The sequence below is a fragment of the Pseudonocardia sp. CA-107938 genome, assembly GCF_050936315.1.
GTDB lineage: Bacteria > Actinomycetota > Actinomycetes > Mycobacteriales > Pseudonocardiaceae > Pseudonocardia.
In genome coordinates this window covers 5,693,711-5,714,235 of sequence record NZ_JBNJNA010000001.1, presented here as the reverse complement: position 1 = coordinate 5,714,235, position 20,525 = coordinate 5,693,711, and the positions used below count along the sequence as shown (strand labels likewise).

General features: G+C 73.2%; 21 protein-coding genes. 11 read left to right on the top strand and 10 right to left on the bottom strand.

Annotated elements, in window-relative coordinates:
- Window positions 1-35 precede the first annotated feature (35 nt).
- The 3 genes from ACQEVB_RS28240 to ACQEVB_RS28230 are packed head-to-tail and all read right to left on the bottom strand — an operon-like array spanning window position 36 to window position 2,867.
- On the bottom strand, window positions 36-1,190 hold the full coding sequence (locus ACQEVB_RS28240; RefSeq protein ID WP_432977500.1) for an aminotransferase class I/II-fold pyridoxal phosphate-dependent enzyme: 1,155 nt from the start codon (window positions 1,188-1,190) through the stop codon (window positions 36-38).
- Window positions 1,190-1,681, bottom strand: a complete 492-nt coding sequence (locus tag ACQEVB_RS28235; protein WP_432977497.1) for an Lrp/AsnC family transcriptional regulator — start codon at window positions 1,679-1,681, stop codon at window positions 1,190-1,192. The genes ACQEVB_RS28240 and ACQEVB_RS28235 overlap by 1 nt, the downstream gene beginning before the upstream one ends.
- 10 nt (window positions 1,682-1,691) lie before the next feature.
- Window positions 1,692-2,867, bottom strand: coding sequence for a PLP-dependent aminotransferase family protein (locus ACQEVB_RS28230; protein ID WP_432977494.1), 1,176 nt, complete (start codon window positions 2,865-2,867; stop codon window positions 1,692-1,694).
- A 178-nt stretch (window positions 2,868-3,045) separates the two neighbouring features.
- On the opposite strand from ACQEVB_RS28230, the gene ACQEVB_RS28225 reads away from it, so the two are divergent.
- The 5 genes from ACQEVB_RS28225 to ACQEVB_RS28205 are packed head-to-tail and all read left to right on the top strand — an operon-like array spanning window position 3,046 to window position 8,488.
- Window positions 3,046-4,386: a replication-associated recombination protein A gene (locus ACQEVB_RS28225; RefSeq protein WP_432977491.1), complete on the top strand. Its 1,341-nt coding sequence runs from the start codon at window positions 3,046-3,048 to the stop codon at window positions 4,384-4,386.
- A 46-nt stretch (window positions 4,387-4,432) separates the two neighbouring features.
- Window positions 4,433-5,695: a hypothetical protein gene (locus ACQEVB_RS28220; RefSeq protein WP_432977488.1), complete on the top strand. Its 1,263-nt coding sequence runs from the start codon at window positions 4,433-4,435 to the stop codon at window positions 5,693-5,695.
- A gap of 46 nt (window positions 5,696-5,741) precedes the next feature.
- Window positions 5,742-5,945, top strand: a complete 204-nt coding sequence (locus ACQEVB_RS28215) for a hypothetical protein (RefSeq protein WP_432977485.1) — start codon at window positions 5,742-5,744, stop codon at window positions 5,943-5,945.
- Window positions 5,946-5,968: 23 nt separating this feature from the next.
- Entirely contained in the window at window positions 5,969-7,333 is a 1,365-nt protein-coding gene (locus ACQEVB_RS28210) for an aldehyde dehydrogenase family protein (RefSeq protein ID WP_432977483.1), read from the top strand.
- A gap of 45 nt (window positions 7,334-7,378) precedes the next feature.
- Complete coding sequence (locus ACQEVB_RS28205; RefSeq protein ID WP_432977480.1) at window positions 7,379-8,488, top strand: calcium:proton antiporter; 1,110 nt, start codon at window positions 7,379-7,381, stop codon at window positions 8,486-8,488.
- A gap of 5 nt (window positions 8,489-8,493) precedes the next feature.
- Here ACQEVB_RS28205 and ACQEVB_RS28200 read toward each other — a convergent pair whose 3' ends face one another.
- The 6 genes from ACQEVB_RS28200 to ACQEVB_RS28175 form a co-directional block, all read right to left on the bottom strand.
- Window positions 8,494-9,105 carry a hypothetical protein gene (locus ACQEVB_RS28200; protein ID WP_432977477.1) on the bottom strand — a complete coding sequence of 204 codons (612 nt, stop codon included), beginning with the start codon at window positions 9,103-9,105 and terminating at the stop codon, window positions 8,494-8,496.
- Window positions 9,106-9,232: 127 nt separating this feature from the next.
- Window positions 9,233-10,051, bottom strand: a complete 819-nt coding sequence (locus ACQEVB_RS28195; RefSeq protein ID WP_432977474.1) for a TIGR03620 family F420-dependent LLM class oxidoreductase — start codon at window positions 10,049-10,051, stop codon at window positions 9,233-9,235.
- Window positions 10,052-10,138: 87 nt separating this feature from the next.
- A complete protein-coding gene (locus ACQEVB_RS28190; protein WP_432977471.1) occupies window positions 10,139-11,503 on the bottom strand; it encodes an ABC transporter substrate-binding protein in 1,365 nt (454 codons plus the stop codon).
- Between the two features lie 12 nt (window positions 11,504-11,515).
- Window positions 11,516-12,394 carry a carbohydrate ABC transporter permease gene (locus ACQEVB_RS28185; protein ID WP_432977468.1) on the bottom strand — a complete coding sequence of 293 codons (879 nt, stop codon included), beginning with the start codon at window positions 12,392-12,394 and terminating at the stop codon, window positions 11,516-11,518.
- Complete coding sequence (locus tag ACQEVB_RS28180; RefSeq protein WP_432977465.1) at window positions 12,391-13,344, bottom strand: carbohydrate ABC transporter permease; 954 nt, start codon at window positions 13,342-13,344, stop codon at window positions 12,391-12,393. The genes ACQEVB_RS28185 and ACQEVB_RS28180 overlap by 4 nt, the downstream gene beginning before the upstream one ends.
- 97 nt (window positions 13,345-13,441) lie before the next feature.
- On the bottom strand, window positions 13,442-13,777 hold the full coding sequence (locus ACQEVB_RS28175; protein ID WP_432977462.1) for a hypothetical protein: 336 nt from the start codon (window positions 13,775-13,777) through the stop codon (window positions 13,442-13,444).
- A gap of 67 nt (window positions 13,778-13,844) precedes the next feature.
- Between ACQEVB_RS28175 and ACQEVB_RS28170 the strand changes: the two genes are divergently transcribed.
- From ACQEVB_RS28170 to ACQEVB_RS28145, 6 genes are all read left to right on the top strand, one after another.
- On the top strand, window positions 13,845-15,407 hold the full coding sequence (locus tag ACQEVB_RS28170; protein ID WP_432977459.1) for a cation:proton antiporter: 1,563 nt from the start codon (window positions 13,845-13,847) through the stop codon (window positions 15,405-15,407).
- A gap of 41 nt (window positions 15,408-15,448) precedes the next feature.
- The gene (locus tag ACQEVB_RS28165) at window positions 15,449-16,549 is read left to right on the top strand and encodes a sensor histidine kinase (RefSeq protein ID WP_432977456.1); all 1,101 of its coding nucleotides are present in this window, start codon (window positions 15,449-15,451) and stop codon (window positions 16,547-16,549) included.
- Window positions 16,546-17,199 (top strand): response regulator, encoded by a 654-nt coding sequence (locus ACQEVB_RS28160; protein ID WP_432977453.1) that lies wholly within the window; start codon window positions 16,546-16,548, stop codon window positions 17,197-17,199. Before ACQEVB_RS28165 ends, ACQEVB_RS28160 begins: the two co-directional genes overlap by 4 nt.
- 69 nt (window positions 17,200-17,268) lie before the next feature.
- The gene (locus tag ACQEVB_RS28155; protein WP_432977450.1) at window positions 17,269-17,667 is read left to right on the top strand and encodes a hypothetical protein; all 399 of its coding nucleotides are present in this window, start codon (window positions 17,269-17,271) and stop codon (window positions 17,665-17,667) included.
- The gene (locus ACQEVB_RS28150; RefSeq protein WP_432977447.1) at window positions 17,667-18,977 is read left to right on the top strand and encodes a DJ-1/PfpI family protein; all 1,311 of its coding nucleotides are present in this window, start codon (window positions 17,667-17,669) and stop codon (window positions 18,975-18,977) included. Before ACQEVB_RS28155 ends, ACQEVB_RS28150 begins: the two co-directional genes overlap by 1 nt.
- Window positions 18,974-19,912, top strand: coding sequence for a lactonase family protein (locus ACQEVB_RS28145; protein WP_432977444.1), 939 nt, complete (start codon window positions 18,974-18,976; stop codon window positions 19,910-19,912). The genes ACQEVB_RS28150 and ACQEVB_RS28145 overlap by 4 nt, the downstream gene beginning before the upstream one ends.
- Before the next feature lie 13 nt (window positions 19,913-19,925).
- Here ACQEVB_RS28145 and ACQEVB_RS28140 read toward each other — a convergent pair whose 3' ends face one another.
- Window positions 19,926-20,519 (bottom strand): hypothetical protein, encoded by a 594-nt coding sequence (locus tag ACQEVB_RS28140; protein ID WP_432977441.1) that lies wholly within the window; start codon window positions 20,517-20,519, stop codon window positions 19,926-19,928.
- Window positions 20,520-20,525 lie beyond the last annotated feature (6 nt).

Here is a 20,525-nt window from a genome sequence, read left to right as displayed (position 1 = left end):
AAGACTGCGGTGCGTCGACGTCCGACTACTGGGTGTCAGAGGGAGTTCAGGAACCGGTCGATCCGCACGAGCGCCTCCTCCAGCAGCGGCAGCGCCGTGGCGTACGAGCAGCGCACGTGCCCCTCGCCCGACGGCCCGAACACGCTGCCCGGCACCACCGCCACGTGCTCGGCCTGCAGCAGCTTCTCGGCGAACGTCTCCGAGTCGAGCCCGGACGAGCGGATCGACGGGAAGGCGTAGAACGCGCCCTCCGGCTCGGGGCAGTCGAGGCCGATCTCGCGCAGCCCCTTGACGAAGACGCGCCGGCGCCGGTCGTAGTCGGCCACCATCGCGACGACGTCGTCGTCGGCGTGGGCCAGCGCCTCGACCGCGGCGATCTGGGAGACGTGCGGGGCGCAGAGCATCGTGTACTGGTGCACCCGCACGGCCAGCTCGGCGACGGCCTGCGGCGCGCAGATCCAGCCGACCCGCCACCCGGTCATCGCCTGGGCCTTGGAGAACCCGCCCAGCACGACGGTGCGCTCGCGGGCGCCGGGCAGGGCGCCGAGACACGTGTGGGTGCCGGCATAGGTGAGCCGGTCGTAGATCTCGTCGGAGATCAGGTAGAGGTCGTGCTTCTCCGCGAGCCGCACCAGTGCCTCCAGCGCAGGGCGCGGCTGCACGGCACCGGTCGGGTTGGCCGGCGAGCCGATCAGGACGGCCTTGGTGCGCGGCGTGATCGCGGCCTCGACGGCGTCGGCGTCGATGGCGAAGCCGTCCTCCCACCGGGTCGCCACCCGGACGGGGGTGCCGCCGGCGAACGCCACGCACGGCTCGTACGCGACGTAGGAGGGCTCCGGCACGATCACCTCGTCGCCCGGGTTGAGCAGCACCCGCAGCGCGAGGTCGAGCCCCTCCGACACGCCCGTGGTGATCAGGCACTCGTCCCGCCAGGAGTACTGCGCGCCGTAGCGGGTGGCCAGCTCCGCGCAGATGAGCTCGCGCAGCCGGGGCAGCCCGGCGTTCGACGTGTAGGTCGTGTAGCCGTGCTCCAGCGCGTAGATGCCCGCCTCGCGGATCCGCCAGGGCGTGACGAAGTCGGGCTCGCCGACGCCGAGGGAGATGACGTCGTCCATCTCGGCGGCGATGTCGAAGAACCGCCGGATGCCCGAGGGCGGGCAGCTGGCGATGACGTCGTTGAGCGGGCGCATCAGGGCGTCACCGGCAGCCGGTGGTCGGGCTCGGCCACGGTGAACGTGTCGCCGTCGCGCTTGTAGGTGCGCAGGACGAAGTGCGTCGCCGTGGAGCGCACCCGGTCGATCGTGGACAGCTTCTGGGACACGAAGTCGGAGACCGCGCGGATGCTGCGCCCGGTGACGGTGGCCCGCAGGTCCTGGGTGCCCGACACCAGGTAGACGCTGCGGACCTCCTCGAAGCGGGCGATGCGCTCGGCGACGTCGTCGAACCCGACCCCACGGGCCGGGGTCAGCGACACGTCGATGAACGCGGTGACCTCCTCGCTGGTGGGGTCGTCGTCGACCTTGTCCCAGTCGATCACGGCGCGGTAGCGCCGGATCGCCCCGGACGCCTCCCAGCCCGCGATCGCCGCCCGTACCTCGTCGACCGGGAGGTCGAGCATCGTCGCGATGGTGTCGGGGGTGAGCTGGGCGTCGCGCTCCAGCAGTTCGAGGATCTGCCGCACGGGTCCGACCCTACGTCGCGGCCGTGTGCACGACGGAGGCGAGCCGCCGGACCGCCTCCCGGACGGTCTCGGGCGGGTAGGAGGCGTAGCAGCAGCGGGCTTCCGTGGTGCGCGGCTCGTCGCCGACGGCGAAGGCGCTGCCCGGCACGAACCCGACGCCGGCCTCCAGCGCGCGCGGCAGGAGTGCCGCCGTGTCGGTGCCGTCGGGGAACGCCAGCCAGCAGAACATGCCGCCGGTGGGGGTCGAGCACTCGACGCCCGGCAGCAGCTCGGCCACCGCGTCGGTGAAGGCCAGCGCGCGCTCGGCGGTGACGGCGCGGACCTGCTTCAGGTGCGCGTCGAACCAGGCCGTGTCGGCGAGCAGCTCGGCAGCGATCGCCTGCGTGAGCGACGACGTGCACAGGTCCGTGAGCTGCTTGACGCGCTCGACCGCGGCGCAGACCTCGAGCGGCCCGGTCAGCCAGCCCACCCGCAGGGCCGGGGCCAGCACCTTCGACGCGGAACCGAGCCGCACCACCCGTTCCCCGTACGCGGCGACGGGCCGCGGCGGCACGCCGTCGAAGGCGAGGAGCCCGTACGGGTCGTCCTCGACGACGAGGAAGCCGTACCGGTCGGCGAGCTCGGCCAGTGCCCTGCGGCGGTCCTGCGCCAGCGTCACGCCGCGCGGGTTGTGGAAGCTCGACACGGTGTGCACGAGTCGGGGCCGCAGCCCGGCGGCGAGCCGGTCGGCCAGCACGTCCACCCGCATCCCGTCGCCGTCGAGCGGGACGGGGTGCAGTTCGGCACCCGCGGCCTGGAGGACCTGCAGGGCGCCGACGTAGACCGGGTCCTCGACCACCACCGGATCCCCGGGGTCGAGCAGGGTGCGGGCCAGGAGGTCCAGTGCCTGCTGCGAACCGGTCGTCACCACCACCTGGTCGGGCGTGACCGGCCGGCCGGCGCGGACGCTCTCGTGGTCGGCCAGCACGCCGCGGAGCTCGGCCACACCCATGGTGGCGCTGTACTGGGCGTTCGCCGGATCGGTGAGCGCCAGGGTGGCGGCCGTGGCGATCCGCTCGCGGGGCAGGAGATCGGCCGCCGGCAGGCCGCCGGCGAGGCTGAGCACGTCGGGGCGGGCGGTGAGGGTGAGCAGGTCGCGGATGGCCGAGCCGCGGACGGCGTCGAGCCTGCGGGCGAGGGGGATCATCGAGGCACCTGTCGTGAGGACGGGAGGGACACGTCCTGGGTCGGCAGGGCGGGAGAGGTCCGGGGTGTCGGACGCTTCGATGATGCCCGACGCGTCCCGCTGGTCGGTACCGAATTCCGGATCGTGGGAACGGACCTGCGCCGTGCGCCCACCGCGGCGTCCTTGGCAGGCTGGACGCATGGATCCGGACGGCTTGTTCGACATCGAGGAGGCGCCGCCCGCGCCGGTGCGGCAGGCGGGCGCGAGCTCACCGCTGGCCGCACGGATGCGGCCGCGGACGCTCGACGAGGTCGTCGGCCAGCCACACCTCCTGCGGGCCGGCGCTCCGCTGCGCCGGCTCGTCGAGGGCGGTACGGCGGCATCGGTGCTGCTCTACGGCCCGCCCGGCACCGGGAAGACGACGATCGCGCAGCTCGTCGCCGGAGAGGGCCGGCATTTCGTTGCGCTCTCGGCGCTGTCGTCGGGGGTGAAGGACCTGCGCGCCGTCATCGACGACGCGCGCCGGCGCCGGGACCGCTCCGGCCAGGTCACGGTCCTGTTCATCGACGAGGTGCACCGGTTCTCCAAGACCCAGCAGGACGCGCTGCTGGGTGCGGTGGAGGACCGGGTGGTGCTGCTCGTCGGCGCGACCACGGAGAACCCGTCGTTCTCGGTGGTGTCCGCGTTGCTCTCCCGGTCGCTGGTGCTGCAGCTGCAGCCGCTCGGTGATGACGACGTGCGGACGCTGCTGCGCCGGGCCGTGAGCGAGGAGCGGGGGTTGAACGGCGCCGTCCAGGTCGCGCCCGATGCCGAGGACGCGCTGGTCCGGCTGGCCGCGGGCGACGCCCGTCGCGCGCTCACCGCGCTCGAGGCGGCCGCCGACGGCGTCACCGGCACCGGCGACACCACGATCGATGTCGCGGCCGTCGAGCGGGCGGTCACCGAGGTGGCGGTGCGCTACGACCGGCAGGGCGACCAGCACTACGACGTGATCAGCGCGTTCATCAAGTCGATCCGCGGCTCTGATCCCGACGCCGCCCTCCACTACCTCGCGCGCATGCTGGTCGCGGGGGAGGACCCACGGTTCGTGGCGCGACGGTTGATGGTCCACGCGAGCGAGGACATCGGCCTGGCCGACCCGACGGCGCTGCTGGCGGCCACGTCGGCGGCCCAGGTCGTGCAGCTGGTCGGCATGCCGGAGTGCCGTCTCGCGCTCGCCCAGGCCACCCTGCACCTGGCGACGGCGCCGAAGTCCAACGCGGTGATCACGGCCATCGACGCCGCCATGTCCGATGTGCGCGGCGGCGCGGTGGGCTCGGTGCCGCCGCACCTGCGCGACGGCCACTACGCCGGCGCGAAGCAGCTCGGCAACGCCATCGGCTACCGCTATCCGCACGACGCCCCGGGCGCCGTGCTGGCCCAGCAGTACCCGCCCGACGACCTCGTGGGCCGCGACTACTACACCCCCACCACGCACGGGGCCGAGCGCACTCTGGCCGAGCGGGTGCCGAAGCTGCGGCGCGCGGTGCGCGGCGACTGAGGAACCCCGTGGCCGTCGGGGCGCCGATCGGCCAGGATCGTCGATCATGGACGAGGCTCGGGCACTCCTCGCCGACGGCGACGTCGCCGGCGCCCTCCGTCAGCTGCGTCAGGACGCGGCCGATGCGCCGCTGCCGGAGGTGGCCGGCGTGGTGGCGAGCGCCGCGGCGATGGTCGGCTTCGACGACCTGCGGGCGGCGGCCGAGGCGCTGACCGCCGCGGCGGGTCCCCAGGAGCTGTACGAGTACGGGTACGCCTGCATCGAGCGCGGTGTCGCGTTCCTCGCCGTGCCGGCGCTCGAAGAGGCGCTCGCGCAGCTGCCGGACGAGCCGGCGCTGCTGGTCGAGCTGGTCGCCGCGCTGCAGCACGAGGAGCGGCACGGCGATGTCGTCGCGCGGCTGGAGCCGCGGGTGGACGACCTGCCGCCGTGGCCGTTCCGGTACCTGCTCGGCCGGTCGTCGCTCCTGGCCGGCGATGTTCGCGGCGCGGCCGTCGCGGTCGAGGCTGTGCCACCGCAGGACGACGAGGGCGCGGCCGCGGCGCTCACCCGGCTGCGGGCTGCCCTCGCGCGGGCCCGCACCGCCGCGACGGTGTGCCCGCTGGATCGCACCGACCTGCGCGGATGGCACTACGTGCTGACCGGCGGGGTGCTCGCGACGCTCTCGCCCTACGGGTTCGACGCCGGCATGACGGGCCGGTGGGCGTTCGTGTCGGACTCGCTGGGGCGCTGCCGCACGACGCTGGACCGGGTGCGCGCGATCCTCGAGGCGGCGGACGTGCGGCCGACCGCCGTCGGCCTGCTGCCCGACCGGTCCAGCCGTGTGCTGGGGCTTGCCGCCGCCCAGCTCCTCGACCTGCCGGCCGCTCCGCTCGACCCGCAGCGGCCGGACACGCTCGTCGTCGCCTACCAGCTCGACGCCGTCGACGAGGAGCTGCTCGCCGCGCTCCATGAGCCGGTGCCCGGGCAGGTGCTGGTCGAGCACGCGACCTGCTGGACCGATCCGCCCCTGGTCTCGGCCGACATCACGGGCTTCCTGCACCAGCACGTCGACGCGCCGTGGGGCCGGCAGCTGCGGGTCGGCGCGGACGGCGACGTCGAGACCGGTCCGGCGGACGACCGGCCGACGGAGGAGCTGGCCGCGGCGATCGTGGCCGCCGAGCCCGACATCGACCCGGGCGACGGGGCCACCCCGCCCGATCCCGTGACCGTGCCCGCCGCGCTGGCCGCCGCGGTGCGCGCGGAGTGGCCGCGGGCCTCACGCGGCCAGGAGTCGTCGCCCGGCCCGGTACCCAGCTCGCGGTTCGCCTGACGCAATCCGGTCGCCCTGTCGCAGCGACGCCTCTAGCCTCGGGGTCATGACCACGACGAACCTCCGCGTACAGGTCGACCTGCGGTCGGGCGACCGGTTCCGCACCTGCTGGGTGGAGCCGCGCGTGAAGGTCGGGGACCGCATCACGCTGCGGGACTCGGCCGACCCGCACGAGCTGTGGGACGTCCTGCGGGTAAGCGCACCGGTCGACGCCGGGAGCATCCGCCGGGGCTGGGACAACGACATCTGACGGTCGTGTGATCGGATGGGCGGGTGACTGCCACGTCCCACGATGTGATCAACCCGGCCACCGAGACCGTCGTGACCTCCGTGCCGCTGGCGTCGGTCGAGGAGACCGACGCGGCGATCGCGCGGGCGCGCGCGGCGTTCCCCGCCTGGCGGGACGTGGCGCCGGGGGACCGGGCTCGCCTGCTGCGCCGATTCGCCGACGCCGTCGACGCGGACCGGGAGAACCTCGCGCGCATCGAGGTGGAGAACGCCGGGCACACCATCGGCAACGCGCGGTGGGAGGCCGGCAACGCGCGCGACGTGATCGCGTACTACGCGGCGGCGCCGGAACGGCTGATCGGCCAGCAGATCCCGGTGCCGGGCGGGCTGGACGTCACCATCCACGAGCCGCTGGGCGTCGTGGGCGCGATCGTGCCGTGGAACTTCCCGATGCCGATCGCGTCGTGGGCGTTCGCCCCGGCGCTGGCGGCCGGCAACACGGTGGTGCTCAAGCCGGCCGAGCTCACCCCGCTGACGGCGATCCGGCTCGCCGAGCTGGCCCGCGAGGCCGGCATCCCGGAGGACGTGTTCCAGGTGATCCCCGGCGCCGGGACGGTCGTCGGGCAGCGGTTCGTCGACCACCCGGACGTCGCCAAGATCGTCTTCACCGGTTCGACGGCCGTCGGCAAGCAGGTGATGGCGGGGTGCGCGCAGCACGTCAAGCCGGTCACGCTCGAGCTGGGCGGGAAGAGCGCCAATGTGGTGTTCGCCGACGCGGACCTGGAGGCGGCTGCGGCCGCGGCGCCGTACGGCGTGTTCGACAACGCGGGCCAGGACTGCTGCGCACGGTCGCGGATCCTCGTCGAGGCGAGCGCGTACGACCGGTTCATGGAGCTGTTCGAGACGGCGGTGCGCGGGGTCGTGGTGACCGATCCCGCCGACGAGAAGGCCGAGATGGGGCCGCTGATCAGCGCGGGACAGCGCGAGCGGGTCGCCTCCTACGTCGGCTCGGACGCGCCGGTCGCGTTCCGCGGTTCCGCGCCCGACGGGCCGGGGTTCTGGTTCCCGCCCACCGTCCTGACGCCCGACGACCCGGCCGACCGGGTGCTGCACGAGGAGATCTTCGGCCCGGTCGTGGCCGTCGTGCGCGTGGCGGACGAGGCCGAGGCGGTCCGGGTGGCCAACGACAGCGCGTTCGGGCTGTCCGGGTCGATCTGGACCCGCGACGTCGGCCGGGCGATCCGGGTGAGCCGCGCCATCGAGGCCGGGAACCTGTCGGTGAACTCGAACTCGTCGGTCCGCTACTGGACGCCGTTCGGCGGCTACAAGTCCTCCGGGCTCGGCCGCGAGCTGGGGCCGGACGCGCCGCTGGCGTTCACCGAGACGAAGAACGTCTTCATCGCCACCTGACCCGTCCGGGGGCGCTCGTGATCTCCGTGTGCCAGCCTTGAGCGCGTGCACGCACCGATCTCTCCGCGCACCGTCGGCATCCCGGTCGTCGCGATCGTGCTGCTGGCGTTCGTCTACGGCCGCGACCTGGCGGCGTGGGCGGTGGTGCTGGTCGCGGTCGCGCTGATCGCGGCCGTCCTCGTCGCGGTGCACCACGCCGAGGTCGTGGCCCATCGGGTGGGGGAGCCGTTCGGGTCGCTGATCCTGGCCGTCGCGGTCACCGTGATCGAGGTCGGGCTGATCCTCTCCATCACGGCCTCTGGCGGCCCCGAGACGGCGTCGCTGGCGAGGGACACCGTGTTCGCCGCCGTCATGATCACGTGCAACGGCATCGTCGGGCTGTGCCTGCTGATCGGGGCCGTGCGCCACCACGTCGTGTCGTTCCACGCCGAGGGCTCCAGCGGCGCGCTCGCCGCGGTGCTGACGCTGTCCGTGCTGTGCCTGGTGCTGCCCACGTTCACCACCACGTCGGCAGGGCCGACGTTCTCCGGACCCCAGCTCGCGTTCGCGGCGGTCGTGTCTGTGGTGCTCTACGGCGTCTACGTGTTCGTGCAGACCGTGCGGCACCGCGACTACTTCCTCCCGGCGGAGGTCAGCGGGGACGACGGCCCCCACTCGCCCGACGACGTCAACGACGACGGTCACGTCGACTCGCCGACCGACCGCGCCGCGCTGATCAGCCTGCTGCTGCTCGTCGTGTCGCTCGTCGCGGTGGTCGGGCTGGCCAAGACGATCTCGCCGACGATCGAGGCCGGGGTGGCCGCCATCGGTGCCCCGGTCGCGGTGGTCGGTGTCGCGATCGCGCTGCTCGTGCTGCTCCCGGAGACGCTCGCCGCAGCGCGGGCGGCCACCCGGGACCGGCTGCAGACCAGCTTCAACCTCGCCTACGGCTCGGCGCTGGCGAGCATCGGGCTGACGATCCCGGCGATCGCCGTGGCGTCGATCTGGTTCGGTGGCCCGCTCATGCTCGGGCTGTCGGGCACCGACGTGGTGCTGCTCGCCCTGACCGGCCTGGTCGGCGCGCTCACCGTCGTGCGGGGAACGGCGATCGTCCTGCAGGGCGTGATCCACCTGATGATCTTCGCGTCGTTCCTGTTCATCGCGGTCTCACCCTGACGGGCTCAGCCGCCGGCGGACTGCAGCTCCGCCAACCTCGCCTTGAGCGCGACGTCCTTGTTGATCATGTCGTGCGCCTGGTCGGGCTGCACGCCGGCGGCGATCGCGATGCGGTTCATCGTGCCCAGCATGCGGCACAGGTGCGCGAGACGGGCCTCGCTCGGGTTGATCGGGTCGGCGTCGCCGGTGCTGAACGCGATCGTGCGCTCCACCCAGATCACCTCGGCGTGCAGGCCGGCCTCCTCGAGCATGCCGCGCAGGCGGGCCGACAGCTCGCGCAGCGGCACGTCGTGCCATGACGAGAGCGTGTAGGCGTCGACGGGCAGCAACCGCCCGCGGTCGCGCAGGTAGATCAGCTCGAGGGCGTGGGCGCGCCCGTACGCGCAGTAGGTGCAGCCGTTGACCAGCGAGATCGCGAGGCAGGCGAGGTGGGTGCGGATCGGACCCAGCACGTACAGGGTGACGAGGTAGCGCGGGAAGTTGGCCATGAACCAGCCGATGGCCCGCCAGGCACCCATGGCGACGACGATCTCGGGGATGACGTCGGGAGTGAATCCCCACATCGCAGAGCACATGCGTCCGATCAGCCGGACGACCAGCCCACCGCGACCCATCACCCGTGCTCCTCATCCACCGACCGGGTGGACTTTACTCTCCGCACAGGACTGATGACGCAAATCGAGGCATCTGGCCGTATCCTCTGCGCCGAGTGGTAGATCGCCGGAAGAGTGCTGACCAGCGCCTTCAGATCATTTCGAGCTCTTCGGCCGCCATCCAGCGACGAGCGGTTGCGAGCAGATCCGGCTCGCCTTCTCCGGCCAGCACGGAGAGCACGACCTCGTCGGCTCCCGCCGCTGCGTGTGCGGCGATCCGTTCCGCCACCGCGGCGCGGCTCCCGTGGGCGACCACGGCGTCGAGCAGCCGGTCGGACACAGTGTCGATGTCGACGTCGGACATGCCCTCCCGGCGCAGGCTGGCCCGGTACCCGCCGACCCCGACGAGGAATCCGACGGTCGGACGCGCCGTCGCCCGCGCCCGGACGGCATCGCCGTCGTCGACGACGAACTGGTGGACGACCAGCCGGCGGTCCGGCCCGAGCACGCTGCGGGCCTCCGCGGTGTGCGCGGGCGTCGTGAGCAGCGTCAGCGCTCCCGCCGCCCGGTCGCGAGCCAGTTCGAGCTTCCGCGGCCCCAACGCCGCGAGGAGCCGCTGCTCGGGCCCGAAGCCGCCGGCGTCGAGCGCGTCCAGGTGCGGCAGCAGGTCCGTCACCGGACGCGCGGACTGGGGGCCGCCCAGCCCGGCGACGAACCGGTCCGTGCCCACCCGGGCGGCCAGCGCCACGACGTCGGCGGCGGAGTAGCGACCCAGCGGGACGACACCCGTCCCGATCCGGGCCGACGAGGTCGCGCGCAGCAGGTCGTCGACGTGGTCGAGCCGGTCGAGCTGCCCGCCCGCGATCCAGAGCGAGCTGAACCCCAGCTCGTCGAGGACGGGGGCCTGGCGGAGGTGGGTGCCGTCGGAGACGGGTCCGAGGGAGATGCCGATGGGCGTGCTGGAGCGCATGACCGCGACGGTAGGAGCTGAAGTCGGCTTGAGGTCAAACGCCGACAGGGCCACTCCCGGAGGAGTGGCCCTGTCGCCGGATCGAGATCAGAGGTTCGGCTTGACCTGCTGCTCGTAGATGCCGGTGAGCGTGGTCTTCAGCGTCGCCATGGTGGCGGCCACGTCGGCCTGCTCGTTGAGGATCTTCGCCGCGGCCTTGGCCATCTCCCCGTCGGCGCCGGGGAAGAACACGCGCGCGTTGTCCTGCGGCCGGGTGACCGCGAGCTGATCGATGGCGACCTTCGACTGCGGCCTCTTGGCGATGAGCTCGTCGATCTTCGCCGACGTGCGGATCGGCAGGTAGCCCGTCGCCTCGGAGAACAGGACGCAGTTCTCCGGCGAGGTGAGGAACTTGATGAAGTTCGCGGCGGCGAGCTGGTTCTCCTTGGGGATGTTCTTCGGGATGCCCAGGCCGGCACCGCCGGTCGGGCAGACCGGCTTGTCGACCTTGGAACCGCCCGGCAGGAAGCCGACGCCCACCTCGAACTTGCCGGCGGAGGTCTTGAGCACGCCGGCGAGCGAACCCGTCGAGCTGACGGTGGCGGAGACGGCGCCGGCAGCCAGGTCGTTGGCCTGGTCCTTCGCCGAGACACCGGCCCAGCCGCCGGGGGCGGCCGACTTCTTGATGAACTCGAGCGCGGTCACCGACTCGGGGGAGTCGCAGGTGACGGTGAAGTCCTTGCTCCAGCCGCCGCCCTCACCCCACAGGTTGTTCTGGAACGTCCAGCCCGCGTAGTCGGCCAGCGCCGGCAGCTGGAAGGCGTTCTGCGTGCCCAGACCTGCGGCCTTGAGCTTGGGCGCCCACTCGCTGAACTCCTGCCACGTGGTCGGCGCCCGGTCGGGCAGCCCGGCAGCGGCCCAGTGGCTCTTGTTGTAGTAGAAGAGCGGGGTGGAGCGCGCCCACGGCACGGCCCACTGGGCGCCGGCGTACTGGTAGTCCTTCACCAGCGTCTGCCGGTAGTCCGACAGCTCGATCCCGGCGGCCTTGATCGCGCCGTCCAGCGGGATGATCGAGCGCTGCATGAAGTAGCGGAACCACCAGACGTCCGACAGGACGACCAGGTCGGGGACCTGCCCGCCGGTCTGCGCGGTCTGGAACTTCTGCGCGATCTCCTCGTAGTTGGCGCCGGCGTTGACGAGGTTGACCTTGGTGCCCGGGTTGGCCGCCTGGTACGCGTCGATGATCTGCTGCGTCACCGCGCCCGAGCTGCCGGGGTTGTTGCTCCAGAACGTGATCGTCTTCGCCGGCGTCACGCCCGTGAAGTCGACCTGTTCGACAGCGGCCGGACCGCTGCCGGGGGCGTTGACGGTCGGGCCGCCGCAGGCGGCGAGGGCGGCGGCCGCACCGGCCGCGCCCGTGAGGCGCAGGAAGCCCCGACGGTCGAGGTCGGGGAGGCGGATCGAACCGGTCATTGCCATTCCCATCTAATCCTTGACCGCGCCCTGGGTGAGCCCGGCGATGATGTAGCGCTGGAGTGCGACGAACACGATGAGCACGGGCACGATGATGGCGACCGAGCCCGCCATGAGCAGGGGATACCCGAGCGCGCTGGACTCGCTGTTGCGCAGGGTGTTGAGCCCGACCGGCAGGGTCATCATGGTCGGGTCGGTGATGAGGATCAGCGGCCAGAGGTAGTCGTTCCACTCGAAGACGATGCTGACGAGCGCGACCGTCGCGATGGTCGGTGCCGAGACGGGCACCACGATCCGCCAGAGCCGCCGCCAGTGCCCGGCGCCGTCGATCTCGGCGGCTTCGGTGAGCGACTTCGGGATCGACAGGAACTGCTGGCGCAGCAGGAACGTGCCGAACCCGGTGCCCAGGCCGGGCAGGATGATGCCCCAGTACGTGTTGACCCCGCCCAGCTGGCTGATCAGCGCGAAGTTGGGCAGCATCGAGACCTGGGGCGGCACCATCAGCGTCACGAGGATCCCCGCGAAGATCACGTTCTTGAACGGGAACCGCACGTACACCAGCGCGTACGCGGTCATGATCGCGAGCAGCACCTTGATGCCGGCGCCGACCGCGGTGACGAACACCGAGTTGAAGAAGATCCGGGCCAGCGGGATCCGCTTGGCCGCCTCGACGTAGTTGGTGGGCGCGAGCGACTCCGGCAGGAGCGTCGGCGTCGTCGTGACCAGCTCGGCCGGCGACTTGAACGACGACACCACCATCCACAGCAGCGGCAGCGCCACGAGCAGCACGACGACGGCGATCGCGACGTACGAGCTGGCCGCTGCGGCCCACAGGTTGCGCGGGGCGAGCGGATGGGCCGGCTGCGCCGGCCGCTCGGTGACGACCGTCATGAGTAGTGCACCCGCCTCTCCACGTACCGCAGTTGCACCAGGGTGAGGAGCACGAGCAGCGCGAACAGGACGATCGCGACCGTCGCGGAGTAGCCGGCGCGGTTGTACTGGCCGAACGCCTGCAGGTACACCTCGTAGATCAGCGTCGTCGTGCCGTTCCCCAGCGGGGTCATGATCTGGATGATGTCGAACGCCTGCAGCGAGTTGAGGATGCTCGTGATCAGCAGGAAGAACGTCGTCGGCGACAGCAGCGGCCACACGACCGAGCGGAACGTGCGGAAGCTCGACGCCCCGTCGAGGGACGCGGCCTCCAGCAGATCCTTGGGCACCGACTGCAGCCCGGCCAGGTAGATCACGGCCGCGTAGCCCATGTTCTTCCAGACGTAGACGATGATCACCATGACCAGCGTCAGGTTCGGGTCGCGGAACCACTCCGGGCCGGAGAGCCCGATCCCGCGCAGGATCACCCCGAGGATGCCGATCGCCGGGTCGAAGATGAACAGCCACACCAGGCCGACGCCGACCCCGGACAGCACGTACGGCGCGAACACGGCCGCACGGGCCACGCCGACACCGCGGATGCGCCGGTTCAGCGCCAACGCGATGATCAGGCCCAGCAGCATCGAGCCGCCGACCGTCGCGACCGAGAAGATCGCGGTCACGCGCAGGATGTCAGGTGTGTTCGGCGAGCTGAAGAACTCGGCGTAGTTGCCCAGCCCGACCGCCGTGGCACTGGCCGAGCCGAGCGTCCAGTTGAGCATCGAGTACTGGATGTTCTGCAGGACCGGCCGGTAGCTGAAGGCGACGATCAGCAGGATGTTCGGGCCCGCGAGGGCGAGGAACACCAGGAAGTCGTGCCGCTCCCGCGGACCGAACCGGCGCCGCACCGGCTGCACGGGCGGAGCTGCTCGCTCCCCGACCGACGTCCGGTCGGATGGTTCCGCGGACACCGACAAGCGCTGACCTCCTCAAGATCGTCCGCCGCTCACCGGCGTCCGCGAGACCCTGGCAAGCTCGGATGATCGGCCGGTGATCAACGGGCGGAAGTTACACCAACAGCAGGGCTACACGAGGCGTCGCAACAGACGCGTTATGCGCCGGTACCCCGGTCGGGGCAGCGCGGCGCCGTCCGGTCCTGCCGGGTCGGTCCCACAGCGCGGCGCCGACCAGGCGGCCGTCGCGCACGGCGACGTCGAGCGCGCCGGTGCCGCGATGCAGGTGCTGCACGAACGCCCGGAACAGGACGGGCAGCCGGCGGGCACGCTGCGCGGGGTCGGGGAACAGCCACACGTACGCCGGGTCGTCCTGGAACGCCCGTGCGTACAGGTCCGCCACGGCCGGCAGCTTGCGCCGCGCCGCGGACCGCACCCGAGTCTCCGCCATCCCGCACCCCCGCGCGGACGGTAGCCCCGCGACACCTCGGCCGTCGACCTGGCCCGATCATGGCGGCATGGAGGTGCTGGTCCTGGTCGTGGGGCTGATGCTCGGCGCGGTGCTGCTGGTGGGCATCGGCGACCGGCTGCGCCTGCCGTGGCCCGCGCTGATGGTGCTGCTGGGCGTCGCCGTCGCGCTGGTGCCAGGCCTGCCGGACGGGGTGGACATCGACCCCGACCTGATCCTGCCGCTGTTCCTGCCGCCGCTGCTCTACGCGACCGCCCAGCGGACGTCGTGGTCGGTGTTCCGGGCCCGGTGGCGCAGCATCCTGCTCCTGGCCGTGGCGCTCGTCGTGGCGACGACGGCGACGGTGGCGGGCGCGGCGTGGCTGCTCGTCCCGGGCATCGGGATCACGGCCGCGGTGGCGCTCGGTGCGATGGTCGCGCCGCCCGACCCGGTGGCCGTCGAGGCCGTCGCCGGGCCGGTGCGGATCCCGCGCCGGCTGATCACCGTGCTGCAGGCGGAGGGGCTGTTCAACGACGCGACCGCGCTGGTCGTGTTCCAGGCGGCCGTCCTCGCGACCGTTCAGGGACAGGACCTGACGGCGGACGGGCTGGTGCTGTCGTTCGTGCTGGGCGCGGCCGCGGCCGTGGCGCTCGGGGTGGTCGTCGCCCGGCTCGCGCGGTGGCTGACGGCACGGGTCACCGACACCGTCGGGCGCAGCGCACTGACCCTCGTGCTGCCCTTCGCCGTCTACGTCGCGGCCGAGGAGGTCCACGCGTCCGGGGTCGTCGCCGTCGTCGTGCTGGCGCTGCAGCTGCGCGCCGCCGCCGGCCCCGACGAGTCGGCCGACCGGTTGGTGCAGCGGTCGTTCTGGAGCGTGGTGGAGCTGCTCGTCACCGGCATCGCGTTCGGGCTGATCGGGCTGCAGCTGCGCGGGGTCGTGGTGGCCGCCGGTGCCGAGCTCGGCCGGATGCTCCTACACGCGCTGGTCGTCGTCGCGGTGACGTTCGCGGTGCGGGCGGTGTGGATGGCCGGCGCGCTCGTCTCGGTGCGGACGCGCCGACCGGACGCCACCGCCGCGCCGCGCAGCGCGCGGGAGGCGGTCGTCCTCACGTGGTGCGGCATGCGCGGGCTCGCCACGCTGGCGCTCGCGCTGTCCATCCCCGCGACGGTTCCCGCTCGCGTCGAGATCGTGCTCATCGCGTGCACGGTGCTCGTGTCGACGCTGCTCGTGCCCGGGTTCACGCTGCCGCTCCTCGTCCGGCTGCTGGGGCTGGCGTCCGACGCCGAGGCCGAGGAGCAGGCCGAGAAGGACCTCGCGCAGCGGGCCAAGGCCGCGGCGTTCCGCAGACTGGCGGAGTTCCGGGCCGAGGCGCCCCCGGAGCTCGCCGACGTCCTGGACAGCCGGTTCGCCCGGTTCGGCGCGGTGCTGCGCGGCGAGCCGGAGACCGAGGAGGACCGCGAGCGGATCGCCGCCGTCCAGCGCGCTCGGGAGCTGCTCAACCGGGTGCAGGCCGAGACGCTCGCCGCGGCCCGGGCCGAGGTGCTCGCCGCCCGTCGTGAGCCGGGCGTGGACCCGGAGGCCGCCGACCGCGTCCTCAACCGCCTCGACCTGCGTACGGTCGTGCTCGACTGAGCCGTGTTGACCTGCGGGACGACGCCCTCCACCCTGACGCCGTGAGGTGGGCACTCGCCGCGTTGACGGTCGCGGCGTTCCTGACGTTCGGGTTGGAGGCCACGACCGGTCCCGTCCCGGTGCTCGCGCTCGGCGTGGGGTTGCTGTACACGGCGGTCGCGATCGTCGGCTACCGCTGGGTCGACGAGTACGCGGGATCGCGCCGGCGGTCGTGGGCGATCGCGTTCGTCGGGTGGCAGCTGCTGATCGGCTACGCCACGTTCGGCACCGAGCCGGGCACCGGCGCGACGCTGCTGATCTGCGTGCTGATCGCGCAGACCGTGCACCTGCTGGGGGTGCTGCCGGCCGTCGTGCTCGTCGCGGTCACCCCGCTCGTGCACCTCGGCATGGACATGGGGGAGGGTCTGCGGGCCGGGGCGGGCAGCCTCATCGCGGGCGCGTTCACGGCCGTGGTCGTGGTGTTCTTCGAGCGCGAGCAGCGGGCCCGCGCCGAGCTGGCCGACGCCCACCGGCAGCTGCGCGGCTACGCCGAGCAGGCCGAGGAGCTGGCCACCACGCGCGAGCGCAACCGGGTCGCGCGCGACATCCACGACGGGCTCGGCCACCACCTCACGGTCGTGCAGATGCAGGTCCAGGCCGCGCGCGCCGTGCTCCCCGACGACCCCGCCCGTGCCGACGCCGTGCTGGCGAAGGCGCAGCAGCAGGCCGGCGAGGCGCTCGCCGAGGTGCGGCGCTCGGTGGCGGCGCTGCGCGAACCCCGGACGCTGCCGGCGCTGCCGGACGCCGTCGCCGCGCTGGTCGCCGAGTCGTCGGCCGCGGGGGTGGCGACCGAGCTGGAGCTGGTCGGCACCGCCCGCGAGCTGGACTCCGAGCGCACCGAGGCCCTCTACCGGGCAGTGCAGGAAGGACTGACGAACGTGCGCAAGCACGCCGACGCCGGCTCGGTGGCCGTGCGGCTGGACTTCACCGCCGCCGACACCGTCGCCGTCGAGGTGCGCGACGACGGCCGCGGAGCCGACGGCGGGACGCCCGGCTTCGGGCTCGTGGGCCTGCGCGAGCGGGCGGAGGCACTGGGCGGGTCGCTGGAGCGCACGTCCGTGCCGGGCGCCGGTACCACCCTGCGCGTGGCGGTGCCCGGATGACGGTGCGCGTGCTGCTCGTCGACGACCAGGCGCTGTTCCGCGAGGCCCTGGCGATGCTGCTCGACGTCGCCGACGGCGTGCAGGTGGTGGGGGAGGCGGGTGACGGTGCCGAGGCGTTGACCCGCGCGGCGGAGCTGCGCCCCGACGTCGTGTTGATGGACCTGCGCATGCCCGTCCTCGACGGGATCGCGGCCACCCGGCGGCTGCGCGTCGAGCAACCGGACGTCCGTGTGCTCGCCCTGACGACGTTCGACGACGACGCCGACGTGTTCGCCGCCCTGCGCGCCGGCGCGGTCGGCTACCTCCTCAAGGACGTCAGCTCGGCGCGGCTGGTGGAGGCCGTGCAGGCGGCGGCGCGCGGCGAGTCGGTGCTGCACCCGTCGGTTGCGGCGAAGGTGGTGTCCCGGATCGCGAGCCTGCCCGACGACCCGGCGACGCCGCAGCCGCAGCCGCTGGTCACGCCCCTGTCGGAGCGGGAGCTGGCGGTCGTGCGGCTGCTCGCGCAGGGCCGCAGCAACCGCGAGATCGCGGGCGAGCTGTTCCTCGCCGAGGGCACCGTGAAGAACCACGTCACGAACGTGCTGACCAAGCTGGACGCCCGCGACCGCACCCAGGCGGCACTGCGGGCCCGGGCACTGGGCCTCCTGTAGCGGGTCATGACCCCGGCCATGACCTTCGGCACTGCTGGGCACGGTGCCTGAGCGGCGACCCTCTTCGCCATGACCACCGCAACCCTCCAGCCCACCCGCACCAGGGCGGCCGCCCGCTTCCTCCTCCACTACGCCGAGATGTCCGTCGCGATGATGATCGGGATGATGGCGCTCGCCCCGGTCTGGCGGTTCGTCTGGCCCGGCTCGGCCGACGTGTTCGAGATCCACCTCGCCGTGATGGCCACGAACATGGCGATCGGCATGGCCGTCCCGATGCTGCTGCGCCGCCACTCGTGGCGCGCGATCGCCGAGATGTCGGCCGTCATGTACGTGGCCTTCCTGGCCGTGCTGGTGCCGTACTGGCTCGGCGTCGCCGGCACCGGCTTCGTGGTGCTGTGGGGCCACGTCCTGATGTTCGTCGCGATGTTCGTGCTGATGCTGGTGCGCCCCATGCACGGACACCACTGATGAGTTTCGTAGGTCGCGTCGGCCGGATCGTCCTCGTCCTGGTGGCGGCGCTGGCCCTGCCGGCCACCGTCGCCGTGGTGGACACGCGCGCCGCGTTCGCCGGCTCGTACACCGCCCCGCCGCCGGCACCATCGCCGCTGCCGGCGCCGCCGGCGCACGACCCGACCCGGCGGACCGCCGTGGTCGTCGCCAGCACCCAGGGCGCGGCCGTCTCCGACGCGCTCGGCGCCTACGAGGCGCTGGCCGCCACCGGGGCGTTCAACGTCTACCTGGCCGCGCCGGACCGCCACCCGCTGCCGCTCACCGGCGGCCTCGACGTGCTGCCGGACCTGTCCTTCGCCGACGTCGACCAGCGGCTCGGCGGAGCGGCACCCGACCTGGTGGTCGTCCCGGCCGTGCCGGACGCGGCGACCCCGACGTCGCGGCCGGTGGAGGAGTGGGTGGCTCGGCAGTGGGGCCGCAGCCTCGTGGTGAGCATCTGCAACGGGGCCGGCGTGCTCGCCTCCGCCGGCCTGCTCGACGGGCACAGGGCGACCGCGCACTGGACCCGCATCGACTCCTGGCAGCAGGCCTTCCCGGCGGTCGACTGGCAGCGCGGCCAGCGCTGGATCGACGACGGCGCCCTGATCAGCACCGCCGGCGTCCTCTCCGGCATCGACGGCACCCTGCACGCGATCGACCGGCTCCTCGGGCCCGCTGCGGCCGCGCGGGCTGCGGTCGCGCTGCACTGGACGCCGAGACCCGTCGTGCAGGAGCAGCACACCTGGAGTCCGGCGGACGCGATCGTGGCGCTGAACGCCGGCTTCCGCTGGGATCCTCCGCGGATCGGGGTCCTGCTGACCGACGGGGTGAGCGAGAGCGCGCTGGCCGCCGTGTTCGACACCTACGGGGCGCAGGTGCTGGCCACCCGCACGGTCGCGCTCGGCGCGGAAGTAGCCCAGGTCGTGCGATCGCGACACGGGCTGGTGCTCCTGACCCGCGGCACGGTCGCGGACACCGCCGTGGACCGGCTCCTCGTGCCGGGCGGAGTCGTGCCTCGCATCAACGGCGGGCCGGCACCCGAACTCGTTCCGGCACGGGGCACCGATCCGTTCGACGCCGTCCTGCACGACGTCGCGGCGCACGTCGACGTGCCGACGGCCCGATGGGTCGCGCGGGCGATGGAGTACCCGGACGCCGACCTGGAGTTCACCGGGCCGGGGTGGCCGGTCGGGCTCGTCGCCCGACCGTTCCTGCTCGCCGCGGTCGGCGTCGGGCTGGTGGCCGCCGTCGGGGGCCTGCGTCGAGCCCGTGCGAAGGTCTCTGCGTGACGCAGATCCTGCTCGGCACCTACTCCGACGCGATCCACCAGGCCCGTTTCGACGGCACGCTCCAGGAGGACGGGGCAGCGATCACCACCGCCGCCCCCTCCTTCTTAGCCGTCCACCCGCGCTCCGGCGTGCGGTACGCGGTCGCCGAGGTGGCGCTCGGGACGGTGTCCGCGTTCGACCGGGCGGGCGAGCTGATCGCCACGGTCCCGTCCGGCGGCTCGGATCCGTGCCACCTGCTGGTCAGCGGAGACGACCTGTGGGTCGCGAACTACGGCGACGGCACCGCGACGGCGATCCCGCTCGACGGCGACGGCGGGTTCGCCGGCCCCGGCCGGGCGTTCCCGACGACCGGGTCGGGCCCCGACGCCGACCGGCAGTCCGGCCCGCACGCGCACAGCACCACAGCCGTCGGTGACGAGCTGTGGGTGGCCGACCTCGGCACCGACCGGCTGCGCCGCTTCGCCGGCGGCGCCGAGCTGGACCCGATCCAGCTGCCCGCCGGGTGCGGGCCACGGCACCTCGCGGTCCTGCCGGACGGCGCGGTCGCGGTGGCCACGGAGCTCGACGACGGCCTCGTCGTCGTCCGGGACGGTGCGGTGGTCGCCCACGTCCCGGCGACGGCGGCCGCTGCGCCGGCGGATGCGGGCAACCACCCCTCGCACATCGCGGTGGTGGGGGAGCTGCTGGTCATCGCCGTGCGCGGGGCGGACGTTCTCTCGACGTTCCGGCTCACCGCCGACGGGCCCGTCCACCTCGCGGACTCGCCGGTCGGCGGTCGGTGCCCGCGCCACTTCGCCGCGGTCGGCGAGCACGTCCTCGTGGCCTGCCAGCACACCGACGAGGTGACCGCGCTGCGGCTGGACCAGGGGAGCGGGCAGGCCGCGCAGGTGGGCGCGCTGCCGGTCGCGAAGCCTGCGTGCGTGCTGCCGCTCTGAGCCGCGCGGGCAGTCATGCGTCCGGGGGCTGCGCCGGGAACGGTCGAGTGGGCGGAGGCTGCGGAGCACCCGACGGCTGGGTCGGACCGGGCGCCGCCGGTACGGCGGGCGCAGCCGCGCGCGGGGCGGTGGCGATCACGACGATGGCGGCCGCGAGGCCGCTGACCGCCGCCACCACCAGCAGGATCCAGCCGACGTCCATCCGGTAGTCGGAGAAGAACCCGGCGGAGACAACGCCGTCGAGGGTGGGCAGGGTCTGCCCGAGCGCCCCGGCAATGAGGATGCCGGCGCCGAGAACGCCGAACAGGCGGCTGCGCGAGGAGGACCCGCGCGCACCGGCGAGCACGGTGCCGGCGGCGACCACGGCGATGAGCGCGACGACGACCAGCCAGAAGCCCCCGCCCGGAGACGGGTAGGTGACGGACTCCACACCATGGGTGACGGTGAGGCCCCATCCCGTCACCGTGACGAGGTCTTCCGACCCGCCACCGAACGAGTAGATCGGCACAGCCGTGCCCACCACTGTCAGCACCGCCGCAGCGGCGAGCAGGCCACCAGCGACCCGTGCACCGCCCGGCCTCGCCGTCGTTCCCCCCGATACGACCATCGTCGG